Source organism: Mycolicibacterium insubricum, from assembly GCF_010731615.1.
Lineage (GTDB): Bacteria > Actinomycetota > Actinomycetes > Mycobacteriales > Mycobacteriaceae > Mycobacterium > Mycobacterium insubricum.
The window spans coordinates 1,654,314-1,672,228 of record NZ_AP022618.1 but is presented as its reverse complement, the minus strand read 5'-3'; the positions used below and the strand labels follow the sequence as shown (position 1 = coordinate 1,672,228).

General features: G+C 69.4%; 15 protein-coding genes. 2 read left to right on the top strand and 13 right to left on the bottom strand.

All coding sequences use genetic code 11. From position 1 onward, the window contains the following. Positions 1 to 25 precede the first annotated feature (25 nt). A complete protein-coding gene (locus tag G6N16_RS08015) occupies positions 26 to 874 on the top strand; it encodes an aldo/keto reductase (RefSeq protein WP_083030697.1) in 849 nt (282 codons plus the stop codon). A gap of 14 nt (positions 875 to 888) precedes the next feature. Here the strand turns inward: G6N16_RS08015 and G6N16_RS08010 are convergent, their stop codons facing one another. The 6 genes from G6N16_RS08010 to G6N16_RS07985 form a co-directional block, all read right to left on the bottom strand. After that, positions 889 to 2,178, bottom strand: coding sequence for an ammonium transporter (locus G6N16_RS08010; RefSeq protein ID WP_083030695.1), 1,290 nt, complete (start codon positions 2,176 to 2,178; stop codon positions 889 to 891). Between the two features lie 235 nt (positions 2,179 to 2,413). Next, on the bottom strand, positions 2,414 to 3,724 hold the full coding sequence (locus tag G6N16_RS08005) for a fatty acid desaturase family protein (RefSeq protein ID WP_083030694.1): 1,311 nt from the start codon (positions 3,722 to 3,724) through the stop codon (positions 2,414 to 2,416). 67 nt (positions 3,725 to 3,791) lie between these two features. Continuing rightward, on the bottom strand, positions 3,792 to 4,940 hold the full coding sequence (locus G6N16_RS08000) for a ferredoxin reductase (RefSeq protein WP_083030692.1): 1,149 nt from the start codon (positions 4,938 to 4,940) through the stop codon (positions 3,792 to 3,794). A 52-nt stretch (positions 4,941 to 4,992) separates the two neighbouring features. Next, positions 4,993 to 5,487, bottom strand: coding sequence for a DUF6912 family protein (locus G6N16_RS07995; RefSeq protein WP_110810826.1), 495 nt, complete (start codon positions 5,485 to 5,487; stop codon positions 4,993 to 4,995). Continuing rightward, positions 5,484 to 6,362 carry a polyphosphate kinase 2 gene (gene ppk2, locus G6N16_RS07990; protein ID WP_083030689.1) on the bottom strand — a complete coding sequence of 293 codons (879 nt, stop codon included), beginning with the start codon at positions 6,360 to 6,362 and terminating at the stop codon, positions 5,484 to 5,486. Before ppk2 ends, G6N16_RS07995 begins: the two co-directional genes overlap by 4 nt. Positions 6,363 to 6,371: 9 nt before the next feature. Continuing rightward, positions 6,372 to 7,784: a WS/DGAT/MGAT family O-acyltransferase gene (locus tag G6N16_RS07985; protein ID WP_083030687.1), complete on the bottom strand. Its 1,413-nt coding sequence runs from the start codon at positions 7,782 to 7,784 to the stop codon at positions 6,372 to 6,374. A 134-nt stretch (positions 7,785 to 7,918) separates the two neighbouring features. Between G6N16_RS07985 and G6N16_RS07980 the strand changes: the two genes are divergently transcribed. Then, the gene (locus G6N16_RS07980; protein WP_163787823.1) at positions 7,919 to 8,377 is read left to right on the top strand and encodes an Rv3235 family protein; all 459 of its coding nucleotides are present in this window, start codon (positions 7,919 to 7,921) and stop codon (positions 8,375 to 8,377) included. Positions 8,378 to 8,558: 181 nt separating this feature from the next. On the opposite strand, the gene secA is transcribed toward G6N16_RS07980, so the two are convergent. The 7 genes from secA to G6N16_RS07945 form a co-directional block, all read right to left on the bottom strand. Further along, positions 8,559 to 11,354, bottom strand: coding sequence for a preprotein translocase subunit SecA (secA, locus tag G6N16_RS07975; protein ID WP_083032661.1), 2,796 nt, complete (start codon positions 11,352 to 11,354; stop codon positions 8,559 to 8,561). A 163-nt stretch (positions 11,355 to 11,517) separates the two neighbouring features. Next, positions 11,518 to 12,159, bottom strand: coding sequence for a ribosome hibernation-promoting factor, HPF/YfiA family (gene hpf, locus G6N16_RS07970; protein ID WP_083032662.1), 642 nt, complete (start codon positions 12,157 to 12,159; stop codon positions 11,518 to 11,520). Positions 12,160 to 12,396: 237 nt separating this feature from the next. After that, on the bottom strand, positions 12,397 to 13,029 hold the full coding sequence (locus tag G6N16_RS07965; protein ID WP_163787966.1) for a ComF family protein: 633 nt from the start codon (positions 13,027 to 13,029) through the stop codon (positions 12,397 to 12,399). A 103-nt stretch (positions 13,030 to 13,132) separates the two neighbouring features. After that, the gene (gene lpqB / locus G6N16_RS07960) at positions 13,133 to 14,902 is read right to left on the bottom strand and encodes an MtrAB system accessory lipoprotein LpqB (protein ID WP_083032663.1); all 1,770 of its coding nucleotides are present in this window, start codon (positions 14,900 to 14,902) and stop codon (positions 13,133 to 13,135) included. Continuing rightward, positions 14,899 to 16,539, bottom strand: a complete 1,641-nt coding sequence (mtrB, locus tag G6N16_RS07955; RefSeq protein ID WP_083032665.1) for an MtrAB system histidine kinase MtrB — start codon at positions 16,537 to 16,539, stop codon at positions 14,899 to 14,901. Before mtrB ends, lpqB begins: the two co-directional genes overlap by 4 nt. Then, a complete protein-coding gene (mtrA, locus tag G6N16_RS07950) occupies positions 16,540 to 17,226 on the bottom strand; it encodes an MtrAB system response regulator MtrA (RefSeq protein WP_083032666.1) in 687 nt (228 codons plus the stop codon). A 59-nt stretch (positions 17,227 to 17,285) separates the two neighbouring features. Further along, positions 17,286 to 17,912: a dTMP kinase gene (locus G6N16_RS07945; protein WP_083032668.1), complete on the bottom strand. Its 627-nt coding sequence runs from the start codon at positions 17,910 to 17,912 to the stop codon at positions 17,286 to 17,288. Positions 17,913 to 17,915: the final 3 nt, after the last annotated feature.

The following is a 17,915-nucleotide window of genomic DNA, read 5'->3' as shown; positions in this document are numbered from 1 at the left end:
CCGCACCCCGGGCCAGGCTGGCCTGGTGACCCCAGTGACCAGCATTGAACTCAACGACGGCAACTCCATCCCCCAATTCGGCTTCGGCGTCTTCCAGGTCCCCCCCAAAGAGACCGCGGAGACGGTGCGCACCGCTCTGGACGCCGGTTACCGGCACATCGACACCGCGCAGATGTATTTCAACGAGCGCGGCGTCGGCGAGGGCATCCGCTCCTGTGGCCTGGACCGCTCCGAGGTGTTCGTCACCACCAAGCTGCACAACGGCAAGCACCTGCCCGACGACGCCCGTCGCGCCTTCGACGAAAGCCTCGCCAAGCTCGGCTTCGACTACGTCGACCTGTTCCTGATCCACTGGCCGCTGCCCGGCCTGTACGACGGTGATTTCGTGTCCACCTGGAAGACCCTGGAGGAGTTCCACGAGCAGGGCCGCGCCCGCAGCATCGGGGTGTCGAACTTCGAGATCGCCCACCTGCAGCGACTGGCCGCCGAGACGGCGACCGTCCCGGCGGTCAACCAGATCGAGGCGCACCCGTACTGGGGCAACGACGCGGTGCGCGGCTACGGCGCCGAGCACGGCATCGTCACCGAGGCCTGGTCCCCGATCGCCCAGGGCCGGGTGCTCGGCGACCCGGTGATCACCGGGATCGCCGACGGCCTGGGTCGCACCCCCGCGCAGGTGGTGCTGCGCTGGCATATCCAGAAGGGCACCGTGGTGTTCCCGAAAACCATGTCGCCGCAACGGATGCGGGAGAACCTGTCGGTGTTCGACTTCGTCCTCGACGACGCGGCCATGGCGGCGATCGACGGTCTGGACAAGGGTATCGCCGGCCGCATCGGTCCCGATCCCGATCAGTTCAACTGGATCCCGGAGTAGCCGACGGTCAGGGTCTAGTGTCCGGCCGGCCCGAGACCGGGTCCCAGGCCGGGGCGGCGCGGTCCCGCGTGGCCGTGAACCCCTTCGGCGTAGGCGGTTTCGGCGTGCTGGGAGAAGTCGACGCCGGATGCCTCGTCGTCGGGACTGATCCGGAAGCCGATCACCAGGTCGATCACCTTGGCCACCAGATAGGACATGCCGAAGGCGTAGCCGGCGACGATGACGGCGGCCATCGCCTGTTTGCCGAGCTGGGCCAGGCCTCCGCCGTAGAACAGCCCCTCCGGGCCCGCGGTCATCGTCGCGGTGGCCAGCAGCCCGATCAGCAGCGTGCCGATGACCCCGCCGACGAAGTGCACGCCGACCACGTCGAGTGAATCGTCGTAGTTGAAGCGGAATTTCCACCCGATCGCAAAGGCGCACACCATCCCGGCGGTCAGGCCCACCACGACGGCACCGAGGGTGTTGACCGTCCCGCACGACGGGGTGATGGCCACCAGCCCGGCGACCACTCCGGAGGCCGCGCCGAAGGTCGTCGGCTTGCCGTCGCGGATCTGCTCGACGGCGAGCCAGCCGAGCATGCCCAGGCAGCCGGCGACCAGGGTGTTGAGGAAGATGGCGGCGGCGGTCCCGTCGGCCGCCATGGCCGAGCCGGCGTTGAAACCGAACCAGCCGAACCACAGCAGGCCCACGCCCAGCAGCACGAACGGCAGGTTGTGTGGGCGCATGACGTCCTTCTTGAAGCCCAGCCGCGGTCCGAGCACCAGCACCAACGCCAACGCCGAAGCGCCGGAGACCATTTCGACGACCAGGCCGCCCGCGTAGTCCAGCACACCGAGTCGGGCCAGCCAGCCGCCGGGCGCCCAGACCCAGTGCGCGACGACGGCGTACACCGCGACCGCCCAGATCGGCACGAAGACCACCCAGGCCGCGAACTTGGCCCGGTCGGCGATCGCGCCGCTGATCAGGGCCGCGGTGATGATGGCGAAGGACAGCTGGAACGTCGCGAACAACAGCTCGGGAACCTGGCCGTGCACCGACGCCGGGCCGATCCCGCGCAGCCCGAAGTGCGCCAGGTTGCCGATCAGGCCGCCCTCGCCGGTGCCGGAGAACGCCAGGCTGTAGCCGAACAGCAGCCAGGAAACCGTCACCAGCGGGATGGAGATGAAGCTCATCATGATCATGTTGAGCACGCCGGTGGTGCGCACCATGCCGCCGTAGAAGATCGCCAACCCGGGGGTCATCAGCAGGACGAGGGCGGTGGCGGCCAGCAGCCACGCGGTGGCGGCGGGGTCGATCTGATGCATGCGGGAGCTCCTTCGGCGTTCCCGCACGAGAATGTCGCCTTCGAGTTTCCCGTTCGCGGCGATTGTATTTCCGGCGTGTTTCGGCTGGCTGTGAGCGGCCAACTACTGCACGAGCGGCCAACCGGGAACACAAAAGCCCAGGACGGCTCGACCCGAAGCGGACGCCACGGAGCGCTCGCGCAGTAACTGGCCGCTCGCCGAGTCACCCGGTGTGGTCCCGGGTGACTCGGGCGGTTCAGGCGGCTTTATCCCCGCGGTCGATGCGGGTCACGTCGGCACCCTTTCGGGCCGCGGCCTTGCGGGCCCGGCGGCGCTCCTGGCGCACCGCCCGGACCCGGGCGATGGCGCTCTTGAGACCGCGCCGGGGTCCCTCGGCCGGCGCCACGGCGTCGTCGGCCCCGAGCACGGCGAACATCGCCTCGCTGCAGGTCTCCGGTGCGTCGTCGGCGGTGTCGCGCAGGTACTTGTCCGGCAGCGACAGCTTGGCGATGGTCCGCCAGGTCTTGGCGTACTGCACCAGGAACGGTCCGGTGGTGTAGGGCAGGTCGTACTTGTCGCAGACCTCCCGGACCCGGATCGACACCTCGTAGAGCCGGTTGCTGGGCAGATCCGGGTACAGGTGGTGCTCGATCTGGTGGCACAGGTTGCCGCTCATGAAGCGCAGCGCGGGCCCGTTCTCGAAGTTCGCGCTACCGAGCATCTGCCGCAGGTACCACTGGCCCTTGGACTCGCCGATCATGTCGGTCTTGGTGAATTTCTCTGCGCCGTCGGGGAAGTGACCGCAGAAGATGACCGCGTTGGACCAGACGTTGCGGATGATGTTCGCCAGCACGTTGGCCGTCGCCGTCGAGCGGAAGGTCGCCCACGGTGACAGCGAGGTCAGCGCCGGGAACATCACGTAGTCCTTGAAGATCTGATGCCCCGCCTTGCCGGAGAACTCGCCGAGCCGGACCAGGGTGGCCTGGCGGTCGTCGCGGTCCTTGAAGATCTTGCCGATCTCCAGGTGCTGCAGCGCCACACCCCATTCGAAGAGCAGGCCGAGCATGGTGTTGTACACGACGTTGAGGACGTTGCTCGGCGTCCACCGCTGGTCGCGGGTGACGCGCAGCAGGCCGTAGCCCACATCGTCGTCCATGCCGAGGATGTTGGTGTACTTGTGGTGCATGAAGTTGTGGGTGAACCGCCAGTGCTTGGATGCGCCGGCCATGTCCCACTCCCAGCTGGAGGAGTGAATCTCCGGGTCGTTCATCCAGTCCCACTGGCCGTGCATGACGTTGTGGCCGATCTCCATGTTCTCGATGATCTTGGCCGCACCCAGGGTCGCCGCCCCGGCCCACCACGCCTTGCGCTTGGTGCCGGCGGTCAGCATCAGCCGGCCGGCGACCTCCAGCGCGCGCTGGGCGGCGATGGTCCGCCGGATGTAGCGGGCGTCTTTCTCACCCAGTGAGGCCTCGACATCACGCCGGATCTCGTCGAGGTCGGCGGCCAGGTTGTCGATGTCGGCGTCGGTCAGATGCGCGAACTCCGGTACGTCGGTAATCGCCATGTGCCATCCCCTTTCCGTTACCTACGCTAGCGTAACCTACGAAACCGTAGGTTACCAACCGGTAAAGTTATGAATTGACCGTACAGTCGCCCGACGGGGCCGACACACAGGTCTGGATCCGGGTACCCGGTTCGTGCTCGACGCCGGTGCGCAGGTCGCGGACGTGCCCGTCGACCAACTCCACCACGCAGGACTGGCAGATCCCCATCCGGCAGCCGAACGGCATCAGCTCGCCGACGCCCTCACCGGCCTCCAGCACCGAGGTCGCGGCGTCCACGGTCACCGATTTCCCGGTGCGGGCGAAGGTCACCGTGCCACCGGCACCGTGCGGCTCGGCCCGCGACACCGCGAAATGCTCCAGGTGCAGGTTGTCCGGCAGCCCGGCCTGCCCCCACACCCGCTCGGCATCGGCCAGCATCGCCCCGGGGCCGCACGCCCACGCCTGACGCTCGCGCCAGTCGGGCACCACCTCGTCGAGCCGGTCCAGCGCGAGGCGGCCCTGCGTACGGGTCTCCCGCAGCAGCAGCCGGTAACTGGGGTGCGCATCGTGCAGCGCCGCGAGCTCGGCGCCGAACAGCACGTCGTCGGCCCTCGGTGCGGAATGCACGTGCACGACATCGGTGATCTGGTCGCGCCGGTCCAAGGTGCGCAGCATCGACATGATCGGGGTGACCCCGGAGCCGGCGGTCAGGAACAGCACCTTCTCCGGCGCCGGGTCCGGCAGCACGAAGTTGCCCTGCGGATCGGCCAGCCGCACGATGATGCCCGGTTCGATGCCGTCGACCAGGTGCGAGGACAGGAAGCCCTCGGGCATGGCCTTGACGGTGATGGAGATGGTGCGATCGCGGCGCGCGCCGTCGATCACCGGGCTGGAGGTCAGCGAGTAGGACCTCCACCGCCACCGGCCGTCGACCAGCACGCCGATACCGACGTACTGGCCCGGGTGGTAGTCGAAGCTGAATCCCCACCCCGGACGGATGGTCAGGGTGGCCGAGTCGGCGGTCTCCTTGCGCACGGACACCACCCGGCCGCGCAGCTCGCGCGCCGACCACAGCGGGTTCACCAGGTGCAGGTAGTCGTCGGGCAGCAGCGGGGTGGTCATCCGCCCCACCAGACCGCGGACCGAGTGCCAGATCGGGTGCCGATCGGCGCCGGCCACCGTCGGCCGCACGGTATCCACGACCTTGGCGTTGAACTTCACATGATTCTTAGCCATCAAACCTACGGTACCGTAAGTTACGGTTCGGTAGCCAGTGCTGAGAACAACTTCACAGCAGATCCAACAGGAATGGCAGTTCCTGGGTGCCGTACCAGGCCAGGTCGTGATCCTGCGCGTCGCCGACGGTCAGTTCGGCGTCCTCGTCGCCGAGATCGGCCTCGTCGATCGCCGCCATCGCGGCCGCGACCGCGGGCTCGGCATCGGCGTTGTCGACGAAGCCGGCCGCGATCTGCGCCATCGTCACCGGCTCGGCCAGCCGCACCACGGCGTCGTCGAGATCAGGCCGCAGGGTCACGTCGTCGACGTCGGCGACCAGCACCGCACGCCGGGGCCGCACACCGGGCTCGGCGGCCAGCAACCGGATCGAGGCCAGCGCGGCCTCGCCGAGGGCGACCTCGGCCAGCTCGTCCTCGTCACCGGCCGCATAGGCCTCCCGCAGCGCCGGGGTGAGGGCGAACGCGGTTCCGTTGACGGCGGCCAACCGCCCGTCGTCCACCAGGCGCGCCACCATGGACAGCGTCGCCGGGAGGTAGACCCGCATCAGCTCGGATCGCCGAGCAGCTGCGATACGTGGTCGGGCACATAGGTCGCCAGATCCCGCGACGGCCGGATGTAGTTTCCGCCGGGCCGCTTCTTCGGGATGGCCACCGACGGCCGGTCCACCCGGTGATAGTCGATGCTGGACAGCAGATGCGACAGCATGTTGAGCCGGGCGTGCTTCTTGATGTCGGATTCCACGATGTACCAGGGGCTGGCCTTGGTGTCGGTGTGCACCATCATCTGGTCCTTGGCGCGCGAGTAGTCCTCCCACCGGTACAGCGATTCCAGGTCCATCGGGGAGAGCTTCCATTGGCGCACCGGGTCGTTGAGCCGGGCCCGGAACCGGCGCAACTGTTCCCCGTCGGACACCGAGAACCAGTACTTGCGCAAGATGATCCCGTCGTCCATCAGCATGTTCTCGAAGATAGGGGTCTGCCGCAGGAACAGCGTGTGCTCGGCCGGGGTGCAGAAACCCATCACCGTCTCCACACCGGCGCGGTTGTACCAGGACCGGTCGAACAGCACGATCTCTCCCTTGGTGGGCAGATGCTGCACGTAACGCTGGTAGTACCACTGGCCGCGCTCGCGTTCGGTGGGTGCCGGCAGCGCCACGGTCCGCACCACGCGCGGGTTGAGGTATTCGGCGAGGCGCTTGATGGTGCCGCCCTTGCCGGCCGCGTCGCGACCCTCGAAGATGATCACGATCCGCGCACCGGTCTCCTTCACCCACTCCTGCAGGGCGACGAGTTCGGTTTGCAGCCGGAACAATTCGGCCTCGTAGACGTCGTTGGGCAGCTTGCGCTTCTTGGGCTTTGTCGCCCCATTGGAACTCGGGTCGGCCCCGGACGTCTTGGTCTTCCGGGCCTTGGTCTTCGGCATCCGCGAAGCTTACCGCGCCGCCTCCAACAATTCGTCCAAAGATTCGACAAGCAGACTTGCCAGCAGATCGACGTCGCTCATGGCGTCTCGGTCGGCGTTGATGCCGTAGTACAGCCGGCCGTTGTAGGAGGTCACCCCGATGGCGAGCACCTGGTTGTTCAGCAGCGGCGGCACCGCGTAGGTCTCCAGCAGTTCGGAGCCGGCGACGTACATCTGCGCCTGGGCGCCGGGCACATTGGTGACCAACAAGTTGAACTGGCGTGCCGAGAAACTGGTCGCCACCCGGATCCCCATGGCGTGCAACGTCGGCGGGGCGAACCCCGAGAGCGTGACGATGGTCCGGGCGTCGACCAGACTCGCTGCGGTGGAATGACTTTCGGTGGCGTGCGCGATCTGGGAGAGCCGGATCACCGCGTTGCCCTCGCCGACGGGCAGGTCCACCAGAAACGGCGCCACTGCGCTGATCGCCTGGCCGGGTCCGGCGGAACCGTCGGAATCCGGGTCGGCGTAGACCGACATCGGCGCCATCGCCCGGATGGTGGCCGTCGGGGTGACCGGCTCCCCGCGGGACAGCAACCAGTTGCGCAGGGCCCCAGCGATCACCGCCAGCACCACGTCGTTGACGTCGCAGTCGTACCGGGTGCGCAGCGACCGGTAGTCGGCCAGATCCCCGGCGGCCACCGCGAACCGGCGGTTGCGCGACACGGTGGTGTTGAGCGGGCTGCTCGGCGCGATACCGCGGGCGAAGGTGCGCGCGATGTCGGCCATCCGGCGCCCGGCCTCGACCAGCTCGCCGGCGTTGGTGACGGCGCCGGCGACCGCCGAGCCGAGGGCACCGAGCTGCTGACGCGGCCCGGCGATCCAGTCGGCGATCGCACCCAGCAGCAGCGCCGCGTTGCCCGGTTCGCGCCCGGGAATCCAGATGTCCTCGCCGAAATCGGGGGGTTCCTCGGTCCGGTCGGCGATGACGTGCCCGATCTCCAGCGCCGACATGCCGTTGACCAGCGACTGGTGCGTCTTGGTGTAGATCGCCACCCGCCCCTCCGAGAGGCCCTCCACCAGGTACATCTCCCACAGCGGGCGGGAGCGATCCAGCGGGCGCGAGCCGAGCCGGGCCACCAGGTCGTGCAGCTGCTCATCCGATCCCGGGGACGGCAGCGCGGAGCGGCGGATGTGGTAGGTGATGTCGAAGTCGCGGTCGTCGATCCAGACCGGGCGGGCCAGGCCCATGGTCACCTCGCGCACCTTCTGCCGGTAGCGCGGAATCTGCGGCAGGCGCTGCTCGACGGTGTGCAGCAGCGCCTGGTAGCTCAGCCCGCCGGGCGGGGGGCCCAGGATCGCCAGCGACCCGACGTACATCGGGGTGGCAGTGTTTTCCAGCCGGTAGAAAGCCGCATCGGCGGCCGACAGTCGGGCATCCACGGCGGCTCTCCTCCCCTCTTCCGATGACCCACGGTGACTGACTATTCTCCCGACCGGTCCTGTGCCATGATCGCACGTGTCTGCCCCTCTCCAGCAGGCCGCGTCTATCGCACCGAGCCGTGGAGGGTTGCCCGATGACCATGACCGTCACCCCCGTCATCGACTACGAACCGCCGACCGGCGTGCCCGGGTGTCTGAGGGTGGCGCGGCGCCCCGGTGCCCGGCGGCGCCCCCGCATCCGGCCGGCGCCCGAGCCCGCGCCCCTCACCCCGCGCCAACGCGACGCCACCGCGTTCGCCGACGCCGTCCTGCGCGCCCTGTTGGAGACCCTGGACGGCCGGCGCCAGCCGGCCCAGTTGCGCAGCCTGCTGGCCGACGGGCTGATCGACGCGCTGGGGTCCTTCATCCGCGGCCGCCCGGCCAACGCCGAGGTCGCGACCCTGCGCCGGGTTCGGCTGCAGGCCGTCGACCCGGCCGAATCCGCCTTCGAGGTGGTCGCCGGGTATGCGCGCGCCGGGCGCGGGCACGCGATCGCCGGGCGGGTGGCACCGGGCCCGACGGGCTGGCGGTTCACCGCCCTGCACATCGGGTGACTCGACGAGCAGTGTAGTTCTGCGAGAAGAGGTCACCCGAGCACTGGCATCGGGTGACTCGACGAGCAGTGTAGTTCTGCGAGAAGAGGTCACCCGAGCACGGGCATCGGGTGACTCGACGAGCAGTGTAGTTCTGCGAGAAGAGGTCACCCGAGCACTGGGATCGGGTAGCGCCGGGAGATCAGCGCCGGGCCTTGCCCGCCTTCCGGGCGGCCTCGCGGCGTTCCCGACGGCTGCCGGACGGCTTGCCGGTGGCGGCGCCACCACTGCGGCGCTGCACCTCGGCGTGGCCGTCCTCGGCGGGACCGGAGTAGGTCAGCGGCCGCTTGTCCTCGTCGCCGTCGATGCCCTTGGCGTGCACCTGCGGAGCCGGCTCGGGCTGGTCGTCCGATGCGCCGGATTCCTTTGCCGCGGCGGCGAATTCGGCCAGCCCCTGCGGCGCGTCCATCGGCGCGACGGCCGGTGCCGCCGGGGCGGCCTCGACCTGCACGTTGAACAGGAACCCGACGGATTCCTCCTTCAGCCCGTCGAGCATGGCGATGAACATGTCGTAGCCCTCGCGCTGGTACTCCACCAGCGGATCACGCTGGGCCATCGCCCGCAAACCGATGCCCTCCTTGAGGTAGTCCATCTCGTAGAGGTGCTCGCGCCACTTGCGGTCGATGACGTTGAGCAGCACGTTGCGTTCCAGCTGGCGCATGGCACCCTCGCCGGCCAGCTCGTCGATCGTCGTCTCGCGCTTGGTGTAGGCGCTCTCGGCGTCCTCGACCAGCGCGTCGAGCAGTTCCTCGCGGGTCAGCTCGCCGGGTTCGCCGATCTCGCCGGAGCCCAGCAGGTCGTGGTGGTCGATGGACACCGGGTACAGCGTGCCCAACGCCTCCCACAGCTTCTCCAGGTCCCAGTCCTCGGCGTAGCCCTCGGCGGTGGCGCCGTCGACGTAGGCGGTGATGACGTCGACCAGCATCTGGTGGATCTGATCGGCGAGGTCCTCACCCTCCAGGATCCGGCGACGCTCGGCGTAGATGACCTTGCGCTGCTGGTTCATCACCTCGTCGTACTTGAGGACGTTCTTGCGGACCTCGAAGTTCTGCTGCTCGACCTGGGTCTGGGCGCTCTTGATGGCCCGGGACACCATCTTCGCCTCGATCGGCACGTCGTCGGGCAGGTTGAGGCGGTTGAGCAGAGCCTCCAACGTCTCGCCGTTGAAGCGGCGCATCAACTCGTCGCCCAGGGACAGGTAGAACCGGGACTCACCCGGGTCGCCCTGACGGCCGGAGCGGCCGCGCAGCTGGTTGTCGATGCGCCGGGATTCGTGGCGCTCGGTACCCAGCACATAGAGGCCGCCGACGGCGCGGACCTTGTCGCCCTCCTCCTCGACCTCGGCCTTGATCTTCTCCAGCACCTCGTCCCAGGCGGCCTCGTACTCGTCGGGGGTTTCCACCGGGTCCAGTCCTCGGTTGCGCAGCCGCTGGTCGGCCAGGAAGTCGACGTTGCCGCCCAGCACGATGTCGGTACCGCGGCCGGCCATGTTGGTGGCCACGGTGATCGCGCCGAGCCGGCCCGCCTCGGCGATGATGCCGGCTTCCTGCTCGTGGTACTTCGCGTTGAGCACGTTGTGCGGGATCTTGCGCTTGGTGAACTGCCGCGACAGGTACTCCGACCGCTCGACGCTGGTGGTACCGATCAGCACCGGCTGGCCCGCCTCGTAGCGCTCGGCGACGTCGTCGACGACGGCGATGAACTTGGCTTCCTCGGTCTTGTAGATCAGGTCGGACTGGTCGGCGCGGACCATCGGCCGGTTGGTCGGGATCGGCACCACGCCGAGCTTGTAGATCTGGTGCAGCTCGGCGGCCTCGGTCTCGGCGGTACCGGTCATGCCCGACAGCTTGTCGTAGAGCCGGAAGTAGTTCTGCAGCGTGATGGTGGCCAGCGTCTGGTTCTCGGACTTGATCTCGACGTGCTCCTTGGCCTCGATGGCCTGGTGCATGCCCTCGTTGTAGCGCCGGCCCAGCAGCACGCGGCCGGTGAACTCGTCGACGATGAGCACCTCGCCGTCGCGCACGATGTAGTCCTTGTCGCGCAGGAACAGTTCCTTGGCCTTCAGCGCGTTGTTGAGGTAGCTGACCAACGGCGAGTTGGCAGCCTCGTAGAGGTTCTCGATGCCGAGCTGGTCCTCGACGAACTCGACGCCGATCTCGTGCACACCGACGGTCCGTTTGCGCAGGTCGACCTCGTAGTGGACGTCTTTTTCCATCAGCGGGGCGATGCGGGCGAACTCGGTGTACCAGTGGGACGCGCCGTCGGCCGGACCGGAGATGATCAGCGGGGTGCGCGCCTCGTCGATCAGGATGGAGTCGACCTCGTCGACGACGGCGAAGTTGTGGCCGCGCTGCACCATCTCGTCGACCGAATGCGCCATGTTGTCGCGCAGGTAGTCGAACCCGAACTCGTTGTTGGTGCCGTAGGTGATGTCGGCGGCGTAGGCGGCGCGGCGCTCCTCCGGGGTCAGGCCGGACAGGATGACGCCGACGTCCAGGCCGAGGAAGCGGTGCACCCGGCCCATCCACTCGCTGTCGCGTTTGGCCAGGTAGTCGTTGACGGTGACGACGTGCACACCCTTGCCGCCGATGGCGTTGAGGTAGGCCGGCAGCACACAGGTCAGGGTCTTGCCCTCACCGGTCTTCATCTCGGCGACGTTGCCGAAGTGCAGCGCCGCGCCACCCATCAGCTGAACCTCGAACGGACGCTGGCTCAGCACCCGCCAGGACGCCTCGCGGGCGACGGCGAACGCCTCGGGCAGCAGGTCGTCGAGGCTCTCCCCGTCCTCATGGCGTTTGCGGAACTCGTCGGTCTTGGCGCGCAGCTCGTCGTCGCCGAGCTTCTCCACCTCCGGGGACAGGGTCTCGATGTGCTTGGCCAGCCCGTGGAGGCGCTTGACCATGCGGCCTTCACCGAGGCGCAGAAGTTTCGACAGCACTGACACAGATATCCCCTAGCGGGTCGACGCGTAATTGCGATCCATCGTAGGGGAACCACCTGCGCGGGACCGACAGGTGCTGTGTCCGCGCTCACCCGCCGAAAACAGTCGACCCGGCCGGATGTGCTCCGGCCGGGTCTCTGTGCGGGTATCGGTGGGCGGACTAGACCAGCCGGATGATGCCGTAGTCGAACGCGTGACGGCGGTACACCACCGAGGGCTTGTCGGTCTCCTTGTCGTGGAACAGGAAGAAGTCGTGGCCAACGAGCTCCATCTCATAGAGGGCGTCGTCGACGGTCATCGGCTTGCTGGTGTGCTCCTTGACCCGGACGATGTGGCCCGGCTCGTTGGCGTCGTCGATGGCCTCCACCCGGTCGATCTGCTCCGGGGTAGCGGCGTTCGGCTCGAACAGCGGAGCCAGCGCGGCGGCCTCGTGCAGCGCGATCGGGGTCTTCTCGCCGTAGTGGATCTTGCGGCGGTCCTTGCCGCGACGCAGTCGCTTCTCCAGCTTGCTGACGGCCAGCTCGAGGGCGGCGTAGAAGTTCTCGCCCTTGCCCTCGCCGCGCACCACCGGGCCGCGGCCGCGAGCGGTGATGTCGACGTGCTGGCTGCTCTTGCGCTGGCGGCGGTTCGGCTCGTGGTGCAGTTCGACGTCGAACAGGTAGATCGAATCGTCGTACTTGGCCAGGCGACCCAGCCGCTCGGAGACGTGCACCCGGAAGTGGTCCGGCACCTCGACGTTGCGTCCCTTCACCACCACTTCGGCGTCGGTGGCCTGGCCGGTATCAACGGATTGGCTTGACATGCTCGTCAACTCGTTTCTTTTGCGTCGCGCGATGTGCGCAGTCGGTTCATGTCTTTACAGCTTGACAGGCGAGTGTACGTGTCCCGGCACCCTGCACGGCAGGGTGGTCACATCACCTCCTGCCGCGCTCGTTTGCTTCGACCGTAGCCCGAGTCGACCGCGTCCGACCAGACCTTTCGGTCATCAGTTACAGGACCTTCGGGCCCTGATTTCCGCGCCCGGCGGTCCCCCGGGCCGTCAGGCGTGGGCCAGCGCCAGCACCGCCGCCACCGGTGACCCCGCCCGGGCCAGCACCCGCACCGATTCGGCGGCTGTCGCACCGGTGGTGACGATGTCGTCGACCAGCAGCAGTTCCCCGGGCGGCGGGGTGCGCATCAACGCGACCCGGCCGGCGAGGTTGCGCAGCCGGGCGTCGGCGCCGAGACCGACGGAGTCGCGCACCCGGGGCGAGGTGCGCAACGCGGGGACGACGCGGACCTGCGGCGCCCGGCCGACGGCGAGGCGGGCGAGCAGGGTGACCGGGTCCCCGCCGCGCCGGCGCGCCGCCCACCGCCGGGTGGGTGCGGGGACGACGACCACCGGTGGTTGCAGAATCCCCCAGCACAGCAGCCGATCGATGCCGTCGGCCAGCGCGGCGGCCAGCGGCGCCCGCAGGTCGCGACGGCCGCGGTCCTTGAGCGCGACGATCGCCGCGCGCCGCGGCCCGGCGTGCCGGCCGAGGGCGAACACCGGTACCCCCGGGTCGACCCGGGGGCTGATCAGCAGCGGTTCGTGGGCGTCGACCCGCCAGGCCGCCGCGCAGTTGTCGCACCAGCGCACCCCCGGCGCCCGGCAGCCGCCGCACTCGACCGGCAGCACCAGATCCAGCAGCGCGGCGAGCATGGGGTCAGTGTGCGCGGGGCAGCTGTGCAGTTCAGTTCGGTGCGGGCCGGGGTGTGGATGAAGCTCCGAGATTGGTACCGGAAGCGGCCGGTCAGCCCGGCAGCACCGGGATCGCGCCGCCGATCATCAGCGGGCGGACCTCGGTCCACCGGGGCTCACCGTTCTCCGCGCCAGAGCCCGACAGCTGCATCACCCCGCGGTTGTCGGCGACGTAGACCGTCGACGGGTTGGCAGCCACCGCCGACACCGGCAGCGTCAGGCCGGCGGCCGGGGCATCGGAGTTGACCCCGTCGAGGTTGACGAACGACACCGGATGCTCGGCGTTGCTGCGCAGCACGACGATGTCGTCGCCGGTGCGCCAGGACAGTGCCGTCACCGATTTGCCCAGGCCGAAGCCCAACCGCCGCGGCCGGGTCAGCGCGAATTCACCGCCGGGCGCCTGCTCGACGGCGGCCAGCACCACCTGGCCGTCGATCACCATCGCGGCCCGGATCCCGTCGCGGGACAGCTGCAATTCGCTGATCACCCCGGGGAACTTGCTGCTCACCGCCGTCGAGTCGACGGGCACCCGGGCCGGGGCGCCGGTGGCGGCCTCCTGGGTTACCCGCACGACGTTGTTGCCGTCGATCACCACCCACACCGCCGAGTCCAGCGCCCAGGTGGGGCGCGAGATGCTGCGGCCCTCGGCGGCCATCACCCCGGCCTGTCCGCCGGCACCGATCCACAGCTGGGAGGCGACGTCGGGGGCGCCCGGCTGGTTGACCACCACGGCGCCGACGCCGCTGCCGTCGCGCGACAGGGCGGCCGAATGCTGTTCGGGCAGTTGGCCGAAGGTGCCGGGCATCGGTGTCAGCTGTTGCCCGTCGAGCGCCATCAGCGAGCCGCCGACCAGTGCGTGCAGCCCGGCCGCGGCGCCGTCGGCGGCGCCCGGATCGGTGGCCGCGACGTCGGAGGTCTCCCAGCCCTTGGCGAACCGGTCGTCCAGCGGCGCGCCGTCGGCGTTGATCACGTACGGCCCGCGGATGTCGGCGCGCGACAGCGTCCAGATCAGTTGCGCGGCAAGCAATGCCCGGCTCTGTGGGTCGGTCGTCGACAGACCCTCCAGGTCTATCCGGGCACCGCCGTAGCCCTTGCCCACCCCGGTCTTGCCGCCGTCGGCGCGAGTCACCGGGCCGCGCAGCTTCAGCGGGGCACCGGCCATGTTGCGCACCGCGTGCGACAGTTCGGGACGCGGCCCGGCGATCAGCTTGCTGACCAGCTCGGTGGCCAACTGATCGGCGTCGGAGACCGCCAGGTAGCGCGGGTCCGGCACCATGGTGTGGCCGGTCGGCTCGGCGAAGTACAGCGTGTACCGCTTGTAGGTGGACTGGAACTGCCGCCAGTCCAGGAACACCCCGTTGGGCAACTTGTCGATCCGCCAGCCCTGCGGGCTCTTGGCCAGTTCGATCGGACCCGGGTCGGGCAGCGCACCGTCACCGGTCTCGAAAACCCCCATGTCCGACAGTGATCCGAGAATATCGGCCTGCATTCGCACGGAAACCCGGTTGGCCGTGCGGGTTTCGACGAACACCACGTTGTCGATCAGCAGCGAGCTGCCGGAGTCGTCCCACGATCCGCCGGCCGAGGACGTCAGGAACTGCCGGGCGGCCTGGTGGCGGCCCTCGGGATCGGCGGTGGCCTTGAGGAATTCGCGCAGCAGCACGTCGGGATCCATGCCCGGGCTGGGGTTCGGCAGTGCCCGCGGCGCGGGAGTCTCAACCGTCCCGATGGCCTGGGGCGCCGACGATTTCGGCACCCCGGCGCACCCGGTGAGGCCCAGCACCACCGCCGCAAGCACCGCCCCGAGGACCCGCGGCCTCATCGCTGGTCCCCCGCCTGGCCGGCCATCGCCCGTTCGGCGCTGGTCGGTTTGAGCGGCAGCGGCGAGGTGGTCACCTTGTGGCCGCGCACCAGCGGCAGCGTCAACCGGAAGCAGGCGCCGTTTCCGGGTTCGCCCCACGCCTCCAGCCGGCCCTGGTGCAGCCGGGCGTCCTCGATGCTGATCGCCAGCCCCAGCCCGGTGCCGCCGGAACGACGCACCCGGGACGGGTCCGAGCGCCAGAACCGGGAGAACACCAGCTTCTCCTCGCCGGGACGCAGCCCGACGCCGTGGTCGCGGACGGTCACCGCGGCGGTGTCCTCGTCGGCGGCCATCCGGATCCGCACCGGCTTGTGCTCGGCGTGGTCGATCGCGTTGGCGATCAGATTGCGCAGGATGCGCTCCACCCGCCGGGCGTCCACCTCGGCGATCACCTCGTGCTCGGGCAGGTCCACCTCCAGGGCGACGCCCGCGTCGGCGGCCAGGTGCCCGACGTTGTCCAGGGCGCTTTTCACCGTGGCCCGTAGGTCGACGGCCTCCACCGACAGCTCGGCGACGCCCGCGTCGTGCCGGGAGATCTCCAGCAGATCGGCCAGCAGCGATTCGAACCGGTCCAGTTCGGCGACCATCAACTCGGTGGAGCGACGCAGCGCCGGGTCGAGCTCCTCGCTGTGGTCATAGATCAGGTCCGCAGCCATTCGCACGGTGGTCAGCGGGGTGCGCAGTTCGTGGCTGACGTCGGAGGTGAACCGGCGCTGCAGGTTGCCGAACTCCTCCAGCTGGGTGATCTGGCGGCTCAAGCTCTCGGCCATGTCGTTGAACGACACCGCGAGCCGGGCCATGTCGTCCTCGCCGCGCACCGGCATCCGCTCGGTGAGCTGGCCCTCGGCGAATTTCTCGGCGATCCGAGAGGCGGAGCGCACCGGCAGCACCACCTGCCGGGACACCAGGACCGCGATGCCGGCCAGCAGCAGCAGCAGCACCAGGGCGCCGGTGGCCATGGTTCCGCGCACCAGCGCGATGGTGTTCTCCTCGCTGGTCAGCGGGAAGATGAGGTAGAGCTCCAGGTTGGGCACCCGGGACACCGCCGGGGTGCCGACGATCAGCGCCCGGCCGGTGTAGGCGTCGGTGTGCACCGTCGAGTACTGGTAGCTGACCTGGCCGGCCTTGACGAATTCCCTCAGCTCGCCGGGGATCTGGTCGATCGGCCCGGCCGACGAGGCGGCGCCGGGACCCTTGGCCGGCACCACCAGCACGACGTCGAACGTGCCGGCCAGCCCGGCGCCGGAGGACGGTTCGGACTTCGACAGCAGGGTGTTGCGGGCCAGTTGCAGGCTGGAGTCCAGCGAGCGGGTCTCCTCACCGCCGACGATGCCGCCGACGGTGTTCCGCGCGCGCTCGACCTCCTCGGTCGCCGCACGCACCTTGACGTCGAGAATCCGGTCGGTGATCTGGCTGGTCAGCACGAAGCCCAGCACCAGCAGCACGGCCAGCGACAGCCCCAGGGTCAGCACCACCACCCGCAGCTGCAGGGAACGACGCCAGATGACGGCGAGCGCACGGCCCAGGGCCCGGAGCGCGCGCACCAGCGGATCGGCGGGCCCCCAACCGCCCTGGATCCGCCGGGTGGAACGCCACATTTACGGGGGTCCGGCCTTGTAACCCACCCCCCGCACGGTCAGCACGACCTGCGGGTTCTCCGGATCCTTCTCGACCTTAGCGCGCAGCCGCTGCACGTGCACGTTGACCAGCCGGGTGTCGGCGGGGTGCCGGTAGCCCCACACCTGTTCCAGCAGCACCTCGCGGGTGAACACCTGACGCGGCTTGCGGGCCAGTGCGACCAGCAGGTCGAACTCCAGCGGGGTCAGCGCGATCTGCTCGCCGTCGCGGGTCACCTTGTGCGCGGGCACGTCGATGTCGATGTCGGCGATCGACAGCATCTCGGCCGGCTCGTCCTCGTTGCGGCGCAACCGGGCGCGGACCCGGGCGACGAGCTCCTTGGGCTTGAACGGCTTCATCACGTAGTCGTCGGCGCCGGACTCCAGACCCAGCACCACGTCGACGGTGTCGGTCTTGGCGGTCAGCATGACGATCGGCACCCCGGAGTCCGCGCGCAGTGCCTTGCACACGTCGATCCCGTTCATGCCGGGCAGCATCAGGTCCAGCAGCACCAGGTCGGGCCGCAGTTCGCGGACCGCGGGCAGCGCCTGGCTGCCGTCGCCGACCACCGCGGTGTCGAAGCCCTCGGCGCGCAGAACGATGGTGAGCATCTCGGCCAGTGCAGCGTCATCGTCGACGACCAGGATCCGTTGCCTCATGGCGTCCATGTTGTCACCAAATCGCAATATTCCCGGGCGTCACACGCCGTAAGCGCGGCCTTTGTGTTTCAGCGCAGCGCGGCGAGAACGGCGGCCGCGTCGTCGTCGGGCCCGACTCGGTGCCAGCGGCCCATCCAGTTCGCGGCGGCCAGATCGGCGTAGACGGCCGCGGTGCGCTGCTGCAGGTCGCCGTCGCGCTCATAGCGGTCCCGGACGCGATCGGCGTCGGTGGCCTCCCGGCCGCGGGCGCGCTCGGCGGCCAGCGCGGGGGGCACCGCCAGCAGCAGCTGCCAGTCCGGGCGCGGCAGCCCGAGGCGGCGAAACTCCAGGTCCGCGACCCACTCGACGGCGTCGCCGTCGGCGCCCTGGTGCAGCCGGGCCGCGGTGTAGGCGGCGTTGGAGGCGACGTAGCGGTCCAGGATGACGACGTCGTGGCCGGCGGCCAGCGCGGTGATCTCGCCCGCCGCGCCCGCCCGGTCCAGGGCGAACAGCATCGCCATGGCGTAGCTGGAATCGGCCAGGTGATCGTGACCGCCGTGCAGCGCCTCGGCGGCCAGATCCGCGGTCACCGAGACGCCGTAGCGCGGAAACGCCAGGGTGGCGACGGTTTTCCCGGCCGCGCTCAGGCCGGCGCGCAGCCCCTCGGTCAGGGTGCGCTTGCCCGCCCCGTCGAGTCCCTCGATGACGATCAGCACACG